The sequence below is a fragment of the Nodosilinea sp. LEGE 07088 genome (assembly GCF_015207395.1).
GTDB lineage: Bacteria > Cyanobacteriota > Cyanobacteriia > Phormidesmidales > Phormidesmidaceae > Nodosilinea.
This window is the reverse complement of record NZ_JADEWX010000067.1, coordinates 1-16927: the sequence shown is the minus strand read 5'-3', so window position 1 is coordinate 16927 and position 16927 is coordinate 1. Positions and strand designations below refer to the sequence as shown.

The window sequence follows — 16927 nt, the reverse complement described above, 5'->3', positions numbered from 1 at the left end:
CTTGAGGGGTAGATCATCACGGTTTGGCGCGGGAGATTAACCCTCGACGGCATTCCTTATACCGAATCCTGGTTACATACCCCCGATTCGTAGGGGCATAGCATGCTATGCCCCTACGGGGTTCATCATCGTGAATCGGGGTTTTCCAAATCGGCTTTCGTATTAGACGTTGCCAGCGGGGCGAGCTAACTCTTCCTGAGCATCGTTCCTCCCCCGGATAGAACTGGGCTCCCCGGGATAGTTAGCCGTACAAGGCACCGACAGGCTACCTGACCAATTGGTAAAGGTCGTCTCATCTTGGTACAACCGAGGGGTGTTGCGCAGTCGATGCCACGCCTGCTGGGCCGTCATCACGTAGCCCATGCGTTCAGGATAGTGACGCTGTAAAAGCTCTCTGACCTGGGGGTAGTAATCAGAATTGAGCCCCGGAAAGATGTGGTGCTCTGCATGGTAAGAAAAATTGAGGTGGAGCCAGTCAAGCCATTTGGGCACCCGAATCGATACGCTATTGACCAGCGGATCGTTGATCTCTGTCATGGGGCAAGCCAAGTGATTGGTATAGATGTAGGCAATTAACCCCGCATACCCCAGACCTATGGGTAAGAAATAAGCCCCCAGCAGCCTAGCCGGATCAAACCTCAGGTAGGCCACAATACTGGCGTGAAAGAGCGTGATGATCAGGAGTTCCAGGGCAATCATCCGACGCTCTTTGGGTTTCACCGTAAACGCAGCGGGCACATAATTGACCTCGCTGCTGTTGAACAACAGTACCGAGGTGAGATGGCGAAACGTATGCACCCCCCAGGCGAAGGGTAGGCCTATCAGTAAGCCCATCGGGGTCACATCACTCGAGGGTACAAAGGCATTTTGAATCCATTTCCCCCAGGTGTTGGGCTGCTGGTGCAGATAGTTGCGATCGGGATCAGCCAGAGTATTGGTGGTGGTGTGGTGAATGCGATTGTGAACAATTTGCCAGAGCGTAGGAGGCATCCACAACAGCGTCAGCCCCAGCAACCCCAGTATGTGAGCTACCCTAGACCGACGCAATACACTGCCGTGGAACAGATCGTGGCTGCTAAAGAGCAGGACGATGACACTGTTGCCCATGACGACTACCAGCGGTAGATAGAGGGCGAAGTGAGGGATAGACCTAAGGTTGAGGTGCCTGGCGATGCTCCAGCCCAGCACCAAAATGCCTAAGTTTACACCCAGCACGATCAGCTTACTCGGGTCGGGAGAAAATGCTTTCTTAGGCAAAAAAGGGCGTAGGGTTTTGGCATAGGTTGCCTGGGATATCAGGTTCCTGTGGGCAATATTCTGGCTCATGGTATTCCCTTTTTATCAACTTATGTTGTGATCAGGTTTTTATTTTCTGGAGAATAGCTTTAGAGTATTAAAAGCATCCCAATTATTACGTCTTAGCAGAAGCAAGGGCCCGACAATTATCCTGTTAAGAAGGGTTGAAAATCTTTCTTTGAAAAGGAAATAACTCTTTCGATTTAATCATTTTCCGCAAAATTAAATCATTTAGGTGATGCTTATGAAAGCCCTATTAGAACTCAAGCGATTGGCGCTTTTGGCTCCTGAAGCAGTGCTTTGTGGGCCCAGTTATGCCCAGTTTTTCTTCTGGTCAAGGAATACAAGGCCGCTGGATGCGGAGACCACGTGGCAGCAGTTTACTCAGCCCCAAAATCCATATTACGAGTGGGCCTTGAGGCATTATCCACCAGCCCCTATCCGTCGGCTTTGGGCGACGATTTATCCAAAACTCAGAGATCGGGTCAAGGGCATCTCGACCCACTACGATATCTCTAATGACTTTTACAAACTTTTTCTTGATCAAGACTATGCGTTTTATACCTGTGGTGATTTTCTCGATCCAGATGACTCTCTAGAGATGGCCCAGAAGCACAAGGCCGACTTCATTTTGAATTTGATTGCTCCCCGGCCTGGCGATCGCATTTTAGATTTAGGCTGTGGCTGGGGTGCCATGCTCAAGCGAATCTACCAGTATACGGGAGATCGGGAAAATCTCTGGGGCTATACCCTCTCCGTAGAACAAAAGCGATTCATTGACGAGACCTACGGCTTTAATGTCGAGATCAAGGATGTCGTTACCGCTGACTATGCCCCGGCTAGCTGGGACAAGATTTACTCCATTGGCTGTATGGAGCATGTGCCTAAGGATCAACTGCTGCCCCTGGCCCAGAAGCTGGCAGCGGCCATTAAACCCACTGGACATCTGGTGCATCATTTCTTCTGCCAGATGACGCCATCTCCCCCGGCTAAGATGCTGGCCGGGGGTGCCGATGTGTTTCCAGGGATTGAACTGGCGACCTGGCAACAGCATGTCGACACCTTTGAAAAGGCTGGGTTGCGAGTGGCCCATCACTCTATCCACGACTATCGACCCACGATCAAAGCCTGGTATGACCGACTGGCCGCCCATCAGACCGAAGCCATTCAGCTGGTGGGGGTGCGTACCTATAACCGCTACCTGTGCTATCTGGCGGAAGCCTGGCGCCTGTTTGACGATCGCGACCTGCTGCTGATGCGGTTTGTGCTGACCCGCCAGGATGCCCCGACTCCCTGGCTGTCTGCTCTCTACAGGGCAGAGTCTAGGGAGAGCCCGGTGGAGGCACCCGCGGCTGTTCTGCAAGCGGTTTAAGCCGGGGTGAGGGACTGCCTCCCAGCGTAAGTTGACGTCCAGGGTTCCTAGGGGGTGTAGAACCCCGGCCTGTCTAACCCGTTCATGGTGTGACACCCTGCCAAGGAGGCAACTATGGACTATGTAGAGACTGTTGTTGTCGGGGGCGGCCCGGCGGGCAGTAGCTGCGCCTGGCAGCTCAAACGGCAGGGACGAGACGTGCTGGTGTTGGATAAGCAGTCTTTCCCACGGCTCAAGCTATGTGCTGGGTGGGTGCCGGCCAAGGTGATGGAGCGCCTGGAGTTTGCCCCTGAGGACTATCCCCATTCGTTACTCACCCTCAAGACTAAGCTGTATTTTGCGCCGTTTCCCTTTCCACTGCTAGGGGGATGGGCGGCGCCATGGCGCACTGACTATTCAATTCGCCGGGTGGAGTTCGACCAGTGGCTGCTGGCGCGATCGCAGGCTCCGGTGATCACCCACAAGGTGAGTCAAATTGAACGTCGGGGCGATCGCTATGTGATCGATAACCAGTTTGCCTGCACCTACCTGGTGGGGGCCGGGGGCACCGGCTGCCCGGTTAAACGACAGCTCTTTCCCGCCCCGCCGGCCCAGGCTATTCAGGTGGCCACCCTCGAAAAAGAGTTTGCCTACCGCCAGCGGGATGACGTGGCCCATCTTTTCTTCCGGTTCCATGGCCTGCCGGGCTATGCCTGGTACGTGCCCAAGGGCAACGGCTTCGTCAATATTGGCCTGGCCGGGGCCAGTCAGGCGCTGAAGCAGGCCCATACTCACATCCGCAGTCAGTGGCAGTGGTTTTTAGCCGATCTGGTGGAGCGTGGCCTACTCGATGCCAAGACCCGCTCAACCCTAACGCCCCAGGGCCATGGCTACTACTTGTTTGACTCCGGGGGAGAGGTACAAAATGAGAATGCCTTTGTGGTGGGCGATGCCGCTGGTCTGGCCTCTAAAGATTTGGGCGAAGGCATTGGCCCCGCCATTGAGAGTGGTTTACTTGCGGCCAACGCGATTGTAGGACAGGCTGAGTACCGCAAATCGGCCATTGCCGCCTTTAGCCTCAACCCCTCGCTGCAATGGTTGCAGTATGTCTGGAGTTGAGGGGCAATGCCGTGCTGGGCAGTCGCGGTTAACTTGAGCGCTGCCAAGCCGATCACACCCTGGGCCGATCACACCCTGTGGAGTCTGTCCAGGTCTAGTGGTGGCTGGCCACAGCCTGCATCTGGTCAATGGCCCGCTGACCGCCAAAGCGCTGGGCAATCACATCGTCGTAGGTATCGGCGATGGTGACCACCGAGAGAATGCAGGTCTGGAGCTCCATCAGGTCCATGTTTTCGCCGCCGAGCACACTCTCGGCAAACAGCACCTGGTTGGCCTCGTCGAGGTGAAAGGCCCCAAAGCGCATGCGGCGGTTTTCGGTGAGCAAAAAGTGCATCAGCTCATGGTCAATGGTGCTGCCGATGGTGACACAGCTGGTGGCCCGCACCGTGGCCAGGTCGGCCTTTTCCCAGGGGTGCACTTCCCAGGGCAGGACTTCGATTTCAACCAGGGTAGACCCGTAGAGAATATCGAAGCGGGCGATATCGGCATAGGCGCGCAGACTGTCTTTGAACAGGGGGGCGGTTTGCAGGTAGTCGGCCACTTTGGTGTAGGTGAGGGCCTGGACGTTGCTAGCGAAGGAAATAGCCATAGGGATTTTGGATTTTGGATTTTGGAGCGGCGATTTTGGACTTTAGGAGAGGGTTTGCCTTGGCAAAATAGCGCGGCGAGGAATAGAAACCGGGTTGCTGGTCGAGCCTGCGCCAGTTGACGGTCAAGCTGGCTCAGAAACCCGGTTTCGCTATATCCCGGTTTCGTGGCTTACATGATGAACATCTTTTGATCGAGGGCTTTAGTGGTGTGGCTATCGACAAACTGCTGGGGGCTGGCGTCCGATTCGAGCCGCCCATCGACCAGGTTAATGATGCGATCGGCCACATCCAGAATGCGGTTGTCGTGGGTGACCATGAGAATGGTGCAGCCCTTTTCTTCGGCTAGGTGCTGCATTAGCGTCACCACGTCGCGCCCCGACTGTTTGTCGAGGGCGGCGGTGGGCTCGTCGGCCAGAATCAGCTGGGGCTGATTGACCAGGGCGCGGGCGATCGCCACCCGCTGCTTTTGCCCCCCCGATAGCGCCCCTGGCTTATAGTCGGCCCGCTCGGCCAGCCCAATCTGGCTGAGAATGTCCACCGCCTGGGCCCGTTTGCCGCGAAAGTTGCCGGTCAGTTCTACCGCCATTTCCACATTTTGGGCGGCGGTGAGCGACTCAAACAGGTTGTGGGCCTGAAAGATAAAACCAATGTTGCGGCGAATTTCGACCAGTTGGCGGTTGCCTAGTCCCACCAGCTCCTTATTCAGCACTTGCAGGCTGCCCTCGTGGGCCGATCGCAGCGCCCCGATTAGCGTCAGCAAGGTGGTTTTACCCGAGCCCGAGGGGCCGGTCATAATCACAATCTGGCCGGGGAACAGGTCGAGGCTGATGTCAAACAGCACCTGCTTGCGCAGGTCACCCTTGCCAAAGAAGTAGCTGAGGTTGCGCACCTGCACCGAGCTAGGGGCCATCGATGAGGGAGGCGCAGTACTTGTCGAACTCATAGCCCAAATACCTCTGCGGGGTCAGTATGCTGCACCTTACGCACGGCCACAGCACCAGAAATTAAGCACATGATGAATGTCATTAAATAGATATTAACCACCCGCTCTAGGGTTAACTGAAACAGCAGGCCCGTCACTGTGGCCCCCAGGTTATAGAACAGCGCGCTGATCAGCAGGCCGGGCACAAACCCCAACACCGATAAGATCACGGCCTCTTGCATGACCACCCCAAACAGGTAGGCGTTGTCGTAGCCGATTGCCTTCAGGGTGGCGTACTCTGACCAATGATCGGCCACGTCGGTGTAGAGAATCTGGTAGACCAGAATGATGCCCACAACAAAGCCCATGGCCGTCAGCAGCGAAAAGACAAAGCCAATATTGGTGTTGACCTCCCAGTAGGTGCGCTCTCGGGCAATAAAGCCCCCGGGGCCACCCATGGGTAGCACCAGCACATCCTTGGGTAAACCCTCGCTGAGGGCGACTACCAGGGCATCAATGTCGGCCTCTGGAGCGATTTGCAGCAGACCGATATCGGCGGTGGCAAAGCTGCGCTCGTCTTCTTCGGGGCCGCGATTGGCAAAGAACCGAAGGAAATTTTGGTCGCTCATGATCAGGTTGCCGTTGCCCGAGGCAAAGTCGGTGCCCAGGCTAAAGGTGCCCACAATGCGGATCTCGCGGTCAGCCAGTTCGGTAATCACGCCGGTTTCGCGGGGGCCGACCTCAGCCCGCGATCGCTCGTCAATCAGCGCTGTGTTGGGCAACCGTAGCTCCTGCTGGCGAGCCATGATCTCGGGTAGAGGCAACACCGGGTCAGAGGGGTTGTAGGCAATCACCCGCACCGGGCGGGTTTTGCGGGTATCGGGGTTTTTCCAGCGGGCGTCGCTGATATAGATGGCGTAGGCCCCCTCTACGCCCTCAAACGCCTGGGCCTGGTAGAGGCGGCGGCGGGCAAAGGCCCGGGGCACAAACATATTCTCCTTCAGCCGATTGATGATCACGATCTCGCCGTTGAGCTGCTCTAAAAGCTGGGTCTGGCTGTCGTAGAGGGCGTTTTTAAAGCCGGTGAATAAAAACATCAGCAGCACCGCAAAGGCCACCCCCGCCAGTGAGGTGAGGAATTTCTTGCGATCGTGAATCAGATTGAGCAGGGCAAGGGGAGTCCGCTTCATGCAAACACCTCCGCCGGGTCGGCGGTAACGGCTTTGCGCACTGAAATCAGCCCCGAGAGGGCACACATCAAGACCGTGAGCACAAATACAAAAACGACGCGAAACAGGGTCATCTTCATCGGTAGGGTGCCAGCGGTGGCGTTGAGGGCTAGCTGATAAAGCCCTAGCGCCAAGATCAAACCGGGCACGTAGCCCATCAGCGCCAGCAAAATGGCTTCTTGAATGACGGTTTTGAACAGATAGCCGCCGCTATAGCCAATCGCCTTCAGCGTCGCGTATTCTCTCAGGTGGTCGCGAATGTCGGTGTAGAGAATCTGGTAGACAATCACCGTGCCCACGACGAAGGAAACCAGCACCCCGAGGCCAAAGATAAAGCCAATGGAGGTGGTCTGAATCCAATACTGGCTCTCTTTGAGGATGATTTCGGCCTTAGTATAGACCTCGACATCGGCGGGCAGCTGAGCTTGGAGGGCGGCCTTGACTCGCTGGGCGTCGGCACCCGGTTCTAGCAGTACCAGCCCCAGGCTGACCTGATCGAGGGGGCGAGGAGCAAAGTAGCGCAGAAAATTTTGGTCGCTCATGATCAGAGTGCCGTCGGCGGCAAAGCCCCCACCCAGGTCGTACTGGCCGACAACCGTGACGCGACGGCGATCGGCCTCGGTCTCTAGGCCGATGGTTTGGGGGCCAAACTCGGGCCGCGATCGCCGGTCGATGAAGGTGGTATTGGGCTGTTGCAGGGCCTTGCGCTTCTCAGCCGTATCGAACTCGGGCATGAGAAAGACTGGGTCATTGGGGTTAAAGGCGTAGACAAACATAGCCCGGCTCAGGTTCGTCTCGGGGTTTTTCCAGAGGGCGTACTCGGCGTAGAGGGGCATCACCTGCTTGACCCCCTCAATGCCGGCGGCCTGGTAGAGGCGATCGCGGGGAAAGGCCTTGGTGGTGCTAATTTCCAGCGACTGGGGCGAGATCAGAAAAATATCGCCGTTGAACTGGTCGTAGAAATTGGTGGTGGTGCTCACCAGGGCCCCCAAAAAACCCAGATTCATAAACATCAGCAGCACCGCAAAGGTCACCCCAGCCCCAGCCACCAGCAGGCGGGGGCGATCGTGGCGCAGGTTGTACCAGGCCAGCGGAATCCGAGGCAGCGAGGGAAATTTAAGGCGACGACGCTTCATTGGGCCACCTCAGGAGTCCACGTCGATGGCAACATCGACCTGCAGATTGGTGAGGGCCGCGACCACATCGCTCTGGTCAACCTTGACCCGCACTTCTACCACACGGGCGTCAGCATTGGCTGCCGGGTCGTCGTCGAGCACGTCGTTTTTGGCAATTTGCAGGCCCAGTTCATCCACCGTGCCAGTGAGGGTTTCGCTAAAGGCCCCGTTGCGGCTTGTGATCGTCACGGGCTGCCCCACCTCCACCAGACCGATGTTGGTTTCAGAGACCTCGGCCACTACTATCATCTGGTTGGTGTTGCCCAGGGCCAGCACGGGGCCCTCACCGGGCGACACCGATTCACCGGGGTAGGCAAAAATATCGAGCACCTGGCCCGCCTGGGGCGCCCGAATAATGGTGCGAGCCAGCTGGGCTTCGGCCAGGGCCAGATTCTGGACGGCGGAGTCGACCCGGCTTTCCACCTGGGCGCGGGTCGTGGTGGCCCGGGCCGAAGCCACCTGGGCCTGGGCATTTTTCATATCGTTGAGACGGGACTGTTCGAGCTGCTGTTTGGTGGCCTGGGCATTGGTCAGATCGGCCTTGAGGCGATCGACGGTAGCCTGCTGGCGATCGAGTTCCTGGCGCGAAATTGCTCCGGAGGCATTCAGTTCTTGAAACCGAGTGAGGTCGATTTCGGCCACGTTGAGCTCGGCCTGGAGACTGGCGATCGCGGCATCTTGAGCGGCGATCGCGGCCTGCTGTGGCCGATCGATCTGGCTGACGCGGGTATTGGCCTCCTGCACCTGGGAGCTACCCAAAGCAGTTTCAGCCTCAAACTGAGCCCGGGCATCCTTCAGTTGGCTGGCGGCGTAGTCGCGCTCGGCCTGGCGCACATCATACGTATCGAGGTAAGCCAAAACTTGGCCCTGGTCAACCTGATCTCCCTCTTTCACCATCAGACGCTCGATGCGACCGGCTTCGGCGGTGGCCACATCGATCACCTGACTGGCCGGCTCGACTCGCCCCAGGGCAACCACTTTTACCTGGCGCGGGGGTGGCAACTCTGCCTGCTCACGAGCCTCCTGACGAGTCTGAAGCACATTGCGAAGGACGACCGTAGAGCCAGCCCCCACCACGACCAACGCAGCGACTAATAGCCAGACACCCGGCCTTCTCCAGGGCTGAATGGGTTGAGTAGACATACAACTATGGGTTAACTATCCCAAATTTAACTGAACGGTGTAGTTTAGTCAATTGGGTAGCGTGGGTCATTTTGGGGCTGCTTTGATCGGCGATCTAAAGCGACAGCATCCGTTCTAATTTGGGAATGGTGAGGGGCAGCTGAATACAGGTATCGACGCTGGGGGCGATGGCCGCCAGCTGGCCCGAGTCCTGCTCGGCGCTGAGCAGGGCGATCTTGAAGTGATGGGGAAAGCGGGCGCGGTTGATCTGGTGGAGGTGACCCAGTAGCTCGGGATTGTTCGCTTCGCGATCGCCCACAATCAGCAACTGGGGTAGCCGGTGGGTGGGCTGTTGGCGCAGATATTGATGCACCTCTGACCAGGCCTCACAGCCTTTAACTTGCCAGCCACAGGCTTTGACGTAGGTGAGTAAGGTCTGGTGATGGTCGAGTTCGCTATCTATGATCACCAGTTGCCGAACGCTATTCTCAGACCGACGGCGGCGGGGGGAGGTCTGGCGGTCTGGCCCAACAGCCTGGGGGTCTCGATGTTTGGGCAAATAGAGAAAGAAGCAGCTGCCGCAGTCGATCGCTGACTCAACGCGCAGATACCCGCCATGGAGCTGTGCCAGCTGCTGGGTCAGGGCCAAACCCAGGCCGGTGCCATCAAACTGGCGATTGAGGTCGCGATCGATCTGAGTAAAGGGTTGAAAGATCTGTTGCAGCTGCCCAGGCGGGATACCAATCCCCGTGTCTTCGACGCGAAATTCGACCAGAGTCTCCTGGCCCTGCACGGCCAAGGTTACCTGGCCCTGGGGGGTAAATTTAATGGCGTTTGACAATAGATTGAGCAGCATCTGTCGCAGGCGACGCTCATCCGCGATGCAGGTGAGGTTGTCTGGCGCGATGTGGTGGTTGATGGTGAGCCCCTTTTCGCTGGCGCGAGGCTGCACCATGGCCAGACAGGACTGACAGAGTTCTGGTATTGACACCTCAGTGAGTCTCAGGTGCTCTTGCTCTGCTTCTATCTTAGACAGATCGAGAATATCGCTGATGATAGCCAGCAGATGCTCGCCACTGCTGTTGATGTAGTTGAGGTACTCGGCCTGTTTAGAATTGAGCGGCCCGACCACCTGGCGAGAGAGCAGTGCCGACAGACCCAAAATAGAGTTGAGCGGGGTCCGCAGCTCGTGGCTCATCATGGCTAAAAATCGGCTTTTGGCTTGACTGGCAGCTTCCGCTGACCGCCGCTGAGCCTCAAGGGCCTGGGTCTGGGGCGGCTGATCTACCGGTAATACTGCCTGGGCTAACACCTGTTTGAGCTGCTCAAAGGCGGCCTGATCTCGGCAAAAGGGCCGCAGAGATTCCAGATCTGGGGCAGTCATGGAGAGAGTGGATCCAAACAGGGCAAGCGATTCCTATTAAACCCCACCATTCTAGGCGGTAAGCTGTCCTGACATTATTGCTTAAGCGATCGCCATTGCTTAAGCGATCGCCCGGCAGCCGCGTCCAGTTTTCTCTGGGTAAAGCTAGGCAAAGTGCTGAAATCCCTGGCTAAAGCTGAGCCGGGTAGGGCTGTCGCCCGCGTCAGACCATAGCTCAACGGCAGCGCCATTATCGGTGGTCTCACCGATAATGGCGCTGGTAGGCCCCAGCCGATCGCGCAGAGCCAAGGCCAGGGGCCAGGGCAAACACAGCACTAGCTCAAAGTCTTCGCCCCCGTAGAGGCACCATTGCCGAGCCTGCTCAGGGCCCACCCAGGCAGCCAGGGCGGGGTCAACCGGGAGATCGGCCTCGGTTAGTTTGGCTCCGACCCCGCTGGCCTGACACAGGTGCAGCACCGCGTTGGCCAATCCGTCGCTGGAGTCCATGGCGGCCAGGGTTTGCCGATCGCCCCCCGGGCCCAGCAGGCTCTCTAGGGCCGCGATCGCATCCAGCCGGGGCTGGGGCCGCTGGTGGGCCGCGATCCAGCGATCGCGATCGGCGGCAGCGACGGTACCCCCCGTCTCCGGGTGCAGCAAGAGCGCTAACCCCGCCCGCGACAGGCCATGCCAGCCCGTGACCAAAATCGCCTGCCCTGGCTGTGCGCCACTGCGGTAGAGCGCCCGTTGGGGGATGACACTGCCCAGGGCCGTAATGGCAACGCCGATGGTGTCAGCCCGGCACAAATCGCCCCCCAGCAAAACCCCGCCCCAAGCCTCCAGGCAAGCGGCCATGCCCCCGTAGAGCCCTTCGACCCAGGCGATCGGCGTGTGCCCCGGCAGGCTCAGGCCCACGGTAATGCCCTCGGGGGTCGCCCCCATGGCGGCCAGGTCAGACAGGTTGGCCGCGATCGCGCGCCAGCCGACATCGGTGGGGGCGGTGGTGCGATCGCTAAAATGCACGCCATCGACCAGCACGTCGGTGGTGACCACCAGGTGTCGGCCCGGCGGCAGCGCGACTACCGCCGCGTCATCGCCGACCATGTCCCCCGGACAGTAGCGAAACAGCCGCTGTAGCAGCCCCAGTTCCCCCAGTTGCGCAATGGTTTGTGGGTTATCCACGGACGATGGCGTTAGGTGGGCAGCATCAGGAAGGCTGAACTAGATTTTCGGCCCCGGCCAATACCCGCATCGACTCGATGCGATCGGCCTGGGTGAGCTGGTCGAGGAGTTCTTTATTGTCGACCACGTAGCCAAACACTGAGTAGCGACCATCCAGCAGGTTGAGGCCCGCCGGGGTCATCTCCGGCTCAAACAAGAAGAAGAAAAACTGCGACGAACCGCCATTGGGGTCGGCATTGGGGCGAGCCATGCCCAGGGTACCGAAGGCCGAAAAAGGCAGCACTGGATCATCGAGGAAACGGCCTAGCGACTCCAGGGTAGCCCCATAGACAGGGGCGTCGTCGCCCTTGACCAGAATCTCTAGCGGGATGGCCCGGTAGGTATTGGTTTTAGGGTCGATAAAGCCGTCGTCGGGGCCAGCGGGGTCACCGGTTTGCAGCACGTAGTTATCTTCGGCGCGGGTAAACTCCATATCGTCGTAAAACCCTCGCTGCACCAGGTCGATAAAGTTGCCGCTCGTCACCGGGGCGCTGTAGCCATCAATAATGGCCTCCATGGTGCCTTTGTTGGTGGTGATCTCGACGGTGGCGCGCCCCTTGAGCTGGGGCAGATAGTCGTACTCCGACGGCACCTCAAAGGGAAAGCCTGCCACCATCAGCTCTTCGATACGGCTGACATCGTCGAGCATGGCCGCCCGTTTCAGCCAGACGGTTTCGCGATCGCGCAGATCGACCGCATCCCGCGTAGACGGCAGCTGAGCTTGAATATCGTCTAGGTAAGAAATCGCGGCGGCGCGCTTGCCGTCGGGTACCGCTGCCAGCATGTTCTCACGGCTGCGGGCCAGGGTGCGTTCAACCTTGGTGAGATCTTTACTGATCGGTCCCCAGCGCTTGCTGCGCAACCAGGTTGACAGCCCCTCCAGAGTGCTCTGCACCGTGCGAATGTCTGGGTTGTCAATGGGGAGCGAGTAGCGCAGTAGCGCACCCCCGTCGGTAATGGCGTTGCCCGGCGGCAGGTAAGCAATTGGCCCCATGGGTAAGGCCAGGGCCGGAGTCAGGCTGCCCAGCCAAACTCCCAGAGTAACCACCAGCCCCAGACTGACCTGAGCCAGCGATCGCCAGCCTAAAGTCTGCCATCTGCGAATTGTTGCGCGTCTTTGCTTGGCCATAACTCCTTATATCTCCGCATATCTCCGCCCCGGCGACCGGTCTCTATAGATAGCGCGCTGCGCCTTTACAATCTTGTCATACTCTGGAACACCCCAGGCCCCATAAAGGAGTTGAAACCGGCTTATCATCCTCGCTAACCCATCGCTGACGGTGGGGCTCGGCCCCCATCTAGAGATTGAGCAGGGTTGAGCAAACTCCTGTGGTAAATCGCCGTAGGGGGGTAAAATGAGGTGCCAAACTTAGACTGCCTACCCCCCCAGCCCCATGATTTCCAGCAATGATTTTCGCACCGGTACTTCGATTGAGCTAGACGGCTCCGTCTGGCGCGTGGTGGAATTTCTCCACGTCAAGCCCGGTAAGGGATCGGCCTTTGTGCGCACCAAGCTCAAAAACGTAAAAACCGGCAACACCGTTGAGAAAACGTTTCGGGCTGGTGAGACCGTGCCCCAGGCGGTAATCGAAAAGAAGGACATGCAGCACACCTACCGCGACGGCGAGGATCTGGTGTTCATGGACATGGAAACCTATGAGGAGGTGCGCCTCACCGCCGATGAAATCGGTAGCCAGGTGAAGTATCTCAAAGAAGAAATGAGCGTCAGCGTCGTTAGCTGGAACGGCCAGATACTAGAGGTCGAGCTGCCCAACTCCATCGTGCTAGAAGTTACCCAAACCGACCCCGGTGTCAAAGGTGACACGGCGACCGGCGGGACTAAGCCCGCGATTGTGGAGACTGGGGCCCAAATTATGGTGCCGCTGTTCATCTCGATTGGCGAAAAAATCAAAATTGACACCCGCTCCGACGCCTACCTGGGACGCGAGTAGGTCGTCTAGAGTTTTTCTTGCGGTTGCCCGCCGGTAGCTGTGAATCCATGAACCCTATGAGATTGTCGCCGTGGAATTAAGCGTCACCGAACTGAGAGAACTCGTCGCCGCCCTGGGCCAGAGCGATTTGGTTGAGCTGACTCTCAAGAGCACCGACTTTGAACTCACCCTGCGCAAGTCGGCGGCCATGCTGGCGGGCACGGCAGCGGCTACCGCAGTGGTCAAACCCGACGACACCATGGTTGTATCTGCCACCGAGCCTCTCCCAACCTCGACACCGGCAGCTCCGGTTACTCCGCCCCCCGGCAAGGGCAGCAACCTGGTATCGGTCAATTCACCGATGGTGGGTACCTTTTACCGCTCACCGGCTCCCGAAGAACCGCCGTTTGTGGGCGTGGGCGATCGCATCAGCACGGGCCAGACGGTGTGCATTATCGAGGCGATGAAGCTGATGAATGAGCTAGAGGCCGAAGTCAGCGGCGAAATTGTCGAGATTTTGGTGGAAAATTCTCAGCCTGTCGAGTTTGGCCAAACCCTAATGCTGGTGCGTCCGGCGTGACCTCTGTTCCCCCTATTGCCATGACCGTTGACCAGCGCATTATTGTGCCCCTCGATGTACCCTCTACCACGGCGGCGATCGCCCTGGTAGAGGCCCTCCCCCAGGTGAGTTTTTGGAAGGTGGGCCTGGAGCTATTTATCAGCGCCGGGCCGGGCCTATTGGACGAGCTGCGGGCCCGCCAAAAGCGCATTTTTCTCGACCTCAAGCTACACGACATTCCCAACACTATGGCTGGGGCCTGCGCCGCAGCGGGGCGCTGTGGGGTGAGCCTGCTGACGGTGCATGCCGCAGCGGGTAAAGAGGCGCTAGTGGCTGCCCAGGCGGCGGCGATCGCCGGAGCCGAATCTGCCGGTGTTGCGCCCCCGGTGGTGGTGGCCGTCACCCTATTGACCAGCGTCGATTCCAAGGCTCTGGCCCTGGAGCTAAAGATTCCCCTGAGCCCAACCGACTACGCCCTGCAAATGGCGCTGCTGGCCAACGACAGTGGCCTGGGCGGCGTGGTCTGCTCCCCCCACGAGGCCAGCCAGCTACGCCGCTTTTTGCCCGCCGATTTTGTGCTGGTGTGCCCCGGTGTACGCCCCACCTGGGCCGATCGCCAAGACCAGCGCCGCACCCTGACCCCAGCCCAGGCGATTCAAGCCGGGGCAACCTGCCTGGTGGTGGGTCGCCCAATTACCAGTGCTCCCGACCCTGCCGCTGCGTTTCGGCGCATTTGCGAAGAATGTACCGCCCCCTAGCTCGTTTCGGTGCCCTGGCCGTTGCAACGGCTTGCCTGGTGGGGTTCTCTGGCGAGCCAGCGCTGTCGAGTGAGGCCATTTATATCCGCTCTACTGAAGCCTGCCCCACCGACCCCGAGGTGCTGGTCAACCAACTCTTAGCCGACCTGCCGAGCTACGCCAACCGGGTGGCTAGCCGCCAGCTCGACCTCTCCCATCAACCCCTTGGCCCGGTGACCTCGGTGCTAGTGGCCAGCCCGCCCGACCTCACCCCGATCGCTTTGGCGACGCTTACCCCAGATGCAAGTACTCCGCCGACTGCCCCGCATGAGACCCTCCAGCAGGTGTTTTTCACCACCCTTGAGCGCCAGTACAGGCCAGCGCAGACCGTCGATCTACAGCAGCACCACTGGCTGTTTTTAGCCGATGCCGAGGATGGCTGGTATCTGGCCATGCTGTACTCTAGTCTGGCTCCCGCGCCCGATGCGATCGCCCCGCGCCCCCCCACACCGCCACGCGAGAGCAGCGAGGGCATTGTCGGTCAGGCGGTGAGGCTCTGGCTGCGCGACTGTCGGGCCGGAGCAGTATTTCCCACTAGCGAGGGCGAAGCGATCGCGCCTCGAGACGATTCCTCCAGGCCGTAGAGGCCGTAGAGGGTGTCGCGCTGGCGGGCCGGGCGGCCCAGGGTTGCGATCGCTCCGCGCAGATCGTCAACCGTCATGCCGGTGCCCCCCTGGGCCCCGGCCATGGTGGTAATGTGCTCTTCCATCAGCGTGCCGCCGATGTCGTTGCAGCCCCACCGCAGCGCGTCGGTGGCCCCAGTCAGGCCCAGCTTTACCCAGCTGGGCTGGTGGTTGACAATCCAGTTGCCCAGATAAACGCGGGCTACCGCCATCAACAACAGCGCGTCGGCCAGCACCGGCTGGTCGCGCCCCACCCGCCGTTGCAGGGGTTTGGGAGCCTCCTGCCCCACAAAGGGCAGCACAATGAATTCGGTAATTCTGGCGGGATATCCCCTGTTGAGGGCTTGGCGCTGGAGCTGGCGCAGCTGGTCGAGGTGGCCCATTTGCTGGGCCGGGGTCTCGATATGCCCCGACAGCATTGTGCTGGTGGTGGGTAGCCCAATCTCGTGGGCCAAGCCGACGATCTCCAGCCAGGTGGCAGAATTTATTTTCTCCGGGCACAGCACCCGGCGCACGTCATCGTCGAGCACCTCCGCCGCCGTGCCCGGCAGTGACCCCACCCCAGCCGATTGCAGGGCCAGCAGCACCTCCCGGTAGCTGAGCCCATCCTGGCGGGCGATAAACTGCACTTCCTGGGGCGAAAAGGCATGGAGGTGCAGCGCCGGAAACGCTCCTTTAACGGTGTCGACCAGCCTTAGGTAGTAGCGCAGAGAGCTGCCGTTGATAGTGGCCTCGGGGTTTAACCCGCCCTGCATACAGATCTCCGTTGCCCCTACGGATACCGCCTCGGTCGCTTTTTCGAGGATGGGGGTAAAGTCGAGCCAATAGGCCCCATCATCCTGGGCATCGCGGCGAAAGGCGCAGAAGCTACAGTGCTGTTCGCAGATATTGGTGAAGTTGATGTTGCGGTTGACCACGTAGGTGACGGTGTCGCCTACCTGCCGCTGGCGCAGGGTATCGGCGGTCTGGCGAATGGCCTCGCGGGCGGCGGGGTCGCGCTGTTGCAGTAGAGTGACGCCGTCGACGGGGGTGATGTCGTCCCCAGCTAAAGCCTTGGCTAAAATCCGTTCAATATCCATAGTTATGAGCAATCCACCGTTACAACAGCACGTCTTCTATTGTGACTGAGGATGCCGAGGTAGCGATCGCCATGCCCAGGATCCTGGCCGCTCCGCAGGAGAAAGTATTGCGGCTTAAAGGATGATTTCCTCCGAGCCAAGGACTGTCATGACCTGGCTCAAGGGCGCGGCTCTCACGTGGGTGCCCGTTTAAGCGCAACCTACCCAAAAGACACGACCCAGGTCTGTACGCCGCACAGAGCAAGAGAAACCGGGCTTCTACCTTTATGGGTAGCCTATCGATGCGAATTTATATTACTATATCGTTAAGTAGTGAATTCAGGATTTATCTATGCTCACAGAATGGTGGTATGGCCTCTTTGGCGGCATTCTCATCGGCCTCAGCGCCACCCTGTTGCTGGCCCTCAACGGTCGCATTGCCGGTATTAGCGGCATGGTCAACGGGGCCATTACCTTTGCTACCGCTGAGGTCTGGCGCTGGCTGTTTCTGCTTGGCCTCGTTGCAGGCGGGCTGGTGTACGAGTACGCCCTTGCCCCCTGTCTCTTATACACA

General features: G+C 59.0%; 17 protein-coding genes. 7 read left to right on the top strand and 10 right to left on the bottom strand.

Going from position 1 to position 16927, the window contains the following annotated elements; genetic code table 11:
• Positions 1 to 162 precede the first annotated feature (162 nt).
• Entirely contained in the window at positions 163 to 1326 is a 1164-nt protein-coding gene (locus IQ254_RS15745; RefSeq protein ID WP_193967111.1) for a fatty acid desaturase, read from the bottom strand.
• A 214-nt stretch (positions 1327 to 1540) separates the two neighbouring features.
• On the opposite strand from IQ254_RS15745, the gene IQ254_RS15740 reads away from it, so the two are divergent.
• Together IQ254_RS15740 and IQ254_RS15735 are read left to right on the top strand one after the other, a co-directional pair.
• Positions 1541 to 2668 carry a class I SAM-dependent methyltransferase gene (locus IQ254_RS15740; protein WP_193967110.1) on the top strand — a complete coding sequence of 376 codons (1128 nt, stop codon included), beginning with the start codon at positions 1541 to 1543 and terminating at the stop codon, positions 2666 to 2668.
• A gap of 114 nt (positions 2669 to 2782) precedes the next feature.
• Complete coding sequence (locus IQ254_RS15735; protein ID WP_193967109.1) at positions 2783 to 3766, top strand: NAD(P)/FAD-dependent oxidoreductase; 984 nt, start codon at positions 2783 to 2785, stop codon at positions 3764 to 3766.
• A gap of 94 nt (positions 3767 to 3860) precedes the next feature.
• Here IQ254_RS15735 and IQ254_RS15730 read toward each other — a convergent pair whose 3' ends face one another.
• From IQ254_RS15730 to IQ254_RS15695, 8 genes are all read right to left on the bottom strand, one after another.
• Positions 3861 to 4355, bottom strand: a complete 495-nt coding sequence (locus IQ254_RS15730; protein ID WP_193967108.1) for a YbjN domain-containing protein — start codon at positions 4353 to 4355, stop codon at positions 3861 to 3863.
• 170 nt (positions 4356 to 4525) lie between these two features.
• Entirely contained in the window at positions 4526 to 5299 is a 774-nt protein-coding gene (locus tag IQ254_RS15725) for an ATP-binding cassette domain-containing protein (protein WP_193967107.1), read from the bottom strand.
• A complete protein-coding gene (gene devC, locus IQ254_RS15720) occupies positions 5296 to 6468 on the bottom strand; it encodes an ABC transporter permease DevC (protein ID WP_193967106.1) in 1173 nt (390 codons plus the stop codon). Before devC (IQ254_RS15720) ends, IQ254_RS15725 begins: the two co-directional genes overlap by 4 nt.
• Complete coding sequence (gene devC / locus IQ254_RS15715) at positions 6465 to 7643, bottom strand: ABC transporter permease DevC (RefSeq protein ID WP_193967105.1); 1179 nt, start codon at positions 7641 to 7643, stop codon at positions 6465 to 6467. The genes devC (IQ254_RS15720) and devC (IQ254_RS15715) overlap by 4 nt, the downstream gene beginning before the upstream one ends.
• A 9-nt stretch (positions 7644 to 7652) precedes the next feature.
• Complete coding sequence (locus IQ254_RS15710; protein WP_193967104.1) at positions 7653 to 8825, bottom strand: efflux RND transporter periplasmic adaptor subunit; 1173 nt, start codon at positions 8823 to 8825, stop codon at positions 7653 to 7655.
• 94 nt (positions 8826 to 8919) lie between these two features.
• Positions 8920 to 10188: a HAMP domain-containing sensor histidine kinase gene (locus IQ254_RS15705; protein WP_193967103.1), complete on the bottom strand. Its 1269-nt coding sequence runs from the start codon at positions 10186 to 10188 to the stop codon at positions 8920 to 8922.
• A 144-nt stretch (positions 10189 to 10332) separates the two neighbouring features.
• The gene (gene thiL / locus IQ254_RS15700) at positions 10333 to 11346 is read right to left on the bottom strand and encodes a thiamine-phosphate kinase (RefSeq protein ID WP_193967102.1); all 1014 of its coding nucleotides are present in this window, start codon (positions 11344 to 11346) and stop codon (positions 10333 to 10335) included.
• Positions 11347 to 11371: 25 nt separating this feature from the next.
• Positions 11372 to 12514, bottom strand: coding sequence for a peptidylprolyl isomerase (locus tag IQ254_RS15695; protein ID WP_193967101.1), 1143 nt, complete (start codon positions 12512 to 12514; stop codon positions 11372 to 11374).
• A 265-nt stretch (positions 12515 to 12779) separates the two neighbouring features.
• On the opposite strand from IQ254_RS15695, the gene efp reads away from it, so the two are divergent.
• The 4 genes from efp (at position 12780) to IQ254_RS15675 (ending at position 15256) form a co-directional block, all read left to right on the top strand.
• Positions 12780 to 13337, top strand: a complete 558-nt coding sequence (gene efp, locus IQ254_RS15690; RefSeq protein ID WP_193967100.1) for an elongation factor P — start codon at positions 12780 to 12782, stop codon at positions 13335 to 13337.
• A 70-nt stretch (positions 13338 to 13407) separates the two neighbouring features.
• Complete coding sequence (gene accB, locus IQ254_RS15685) at positions 13408 to 13896, top strand: acetyl-CoA carboxylase biotin carboxyl carrier protein (protein ID WP_193967099.1); 489 nt, start codon at positions 13408 to 13410, stop codon at positions 13894 to 13896.
• Positions 13897 to 13916: 20 nt separating this feature from the next.
• Positions 13917 to 14633 carry an orotidine-5'-phosphate decarboxylase gene (gene pyrF, locus IQ254_RS15680; RefSeq protein ID WP_193967120.1) on the top strand — a complete coding sequence of 239 codons (717 nt, stop codon included), beginning with the start codon at positions 13917 to 13919 and terminating at the stop codon, positions 14631 to 14633.
• Complete coding sequence (locus IQ254_RS15675; protein ID WP_193967098.1) at positions 14618 to 15256, top strand: hypothetical protein; 639 nt, start codon at positions 14618 to 14620, stop codon at positions 15254 to 15256. Before pyrF ends, IQ254_RS15675 begins: the two co-directional genes overlap by 16 nt.
• On the opposite strand, the gene cofH is transcribed toward IQ254_RS15675, so the two are convergent.
• On the bottom strand, positions 15154 to 16374 hold the full coding sequence (gene cofH, locus IQ254_RS15670; protein WP_193967097.1) for a 7,8-didemethyl-8-hydroxy-5-deazariboflavin synthase subunit CofH: 1221 nt from the start codon (positions 16372 to 16374) through the stop codon (positions 15154 to 15156). The genes IQ254_RS15675 and cofH overlap by 103 nt on opposite strands.
• 331 nt (positions 16375 to 16705) lie before the next feature.
• Between cofH and IQ254_RS15665 the strand changes: the two genes are divergently transcribed.
• A partial coding sequence (locus IQ254_RS15665; protein ID WP_313887467.1) for a hypothetical protein occupies positions 16706 to 16927 on the top strand: 222 nt, incomplete at its 3' end.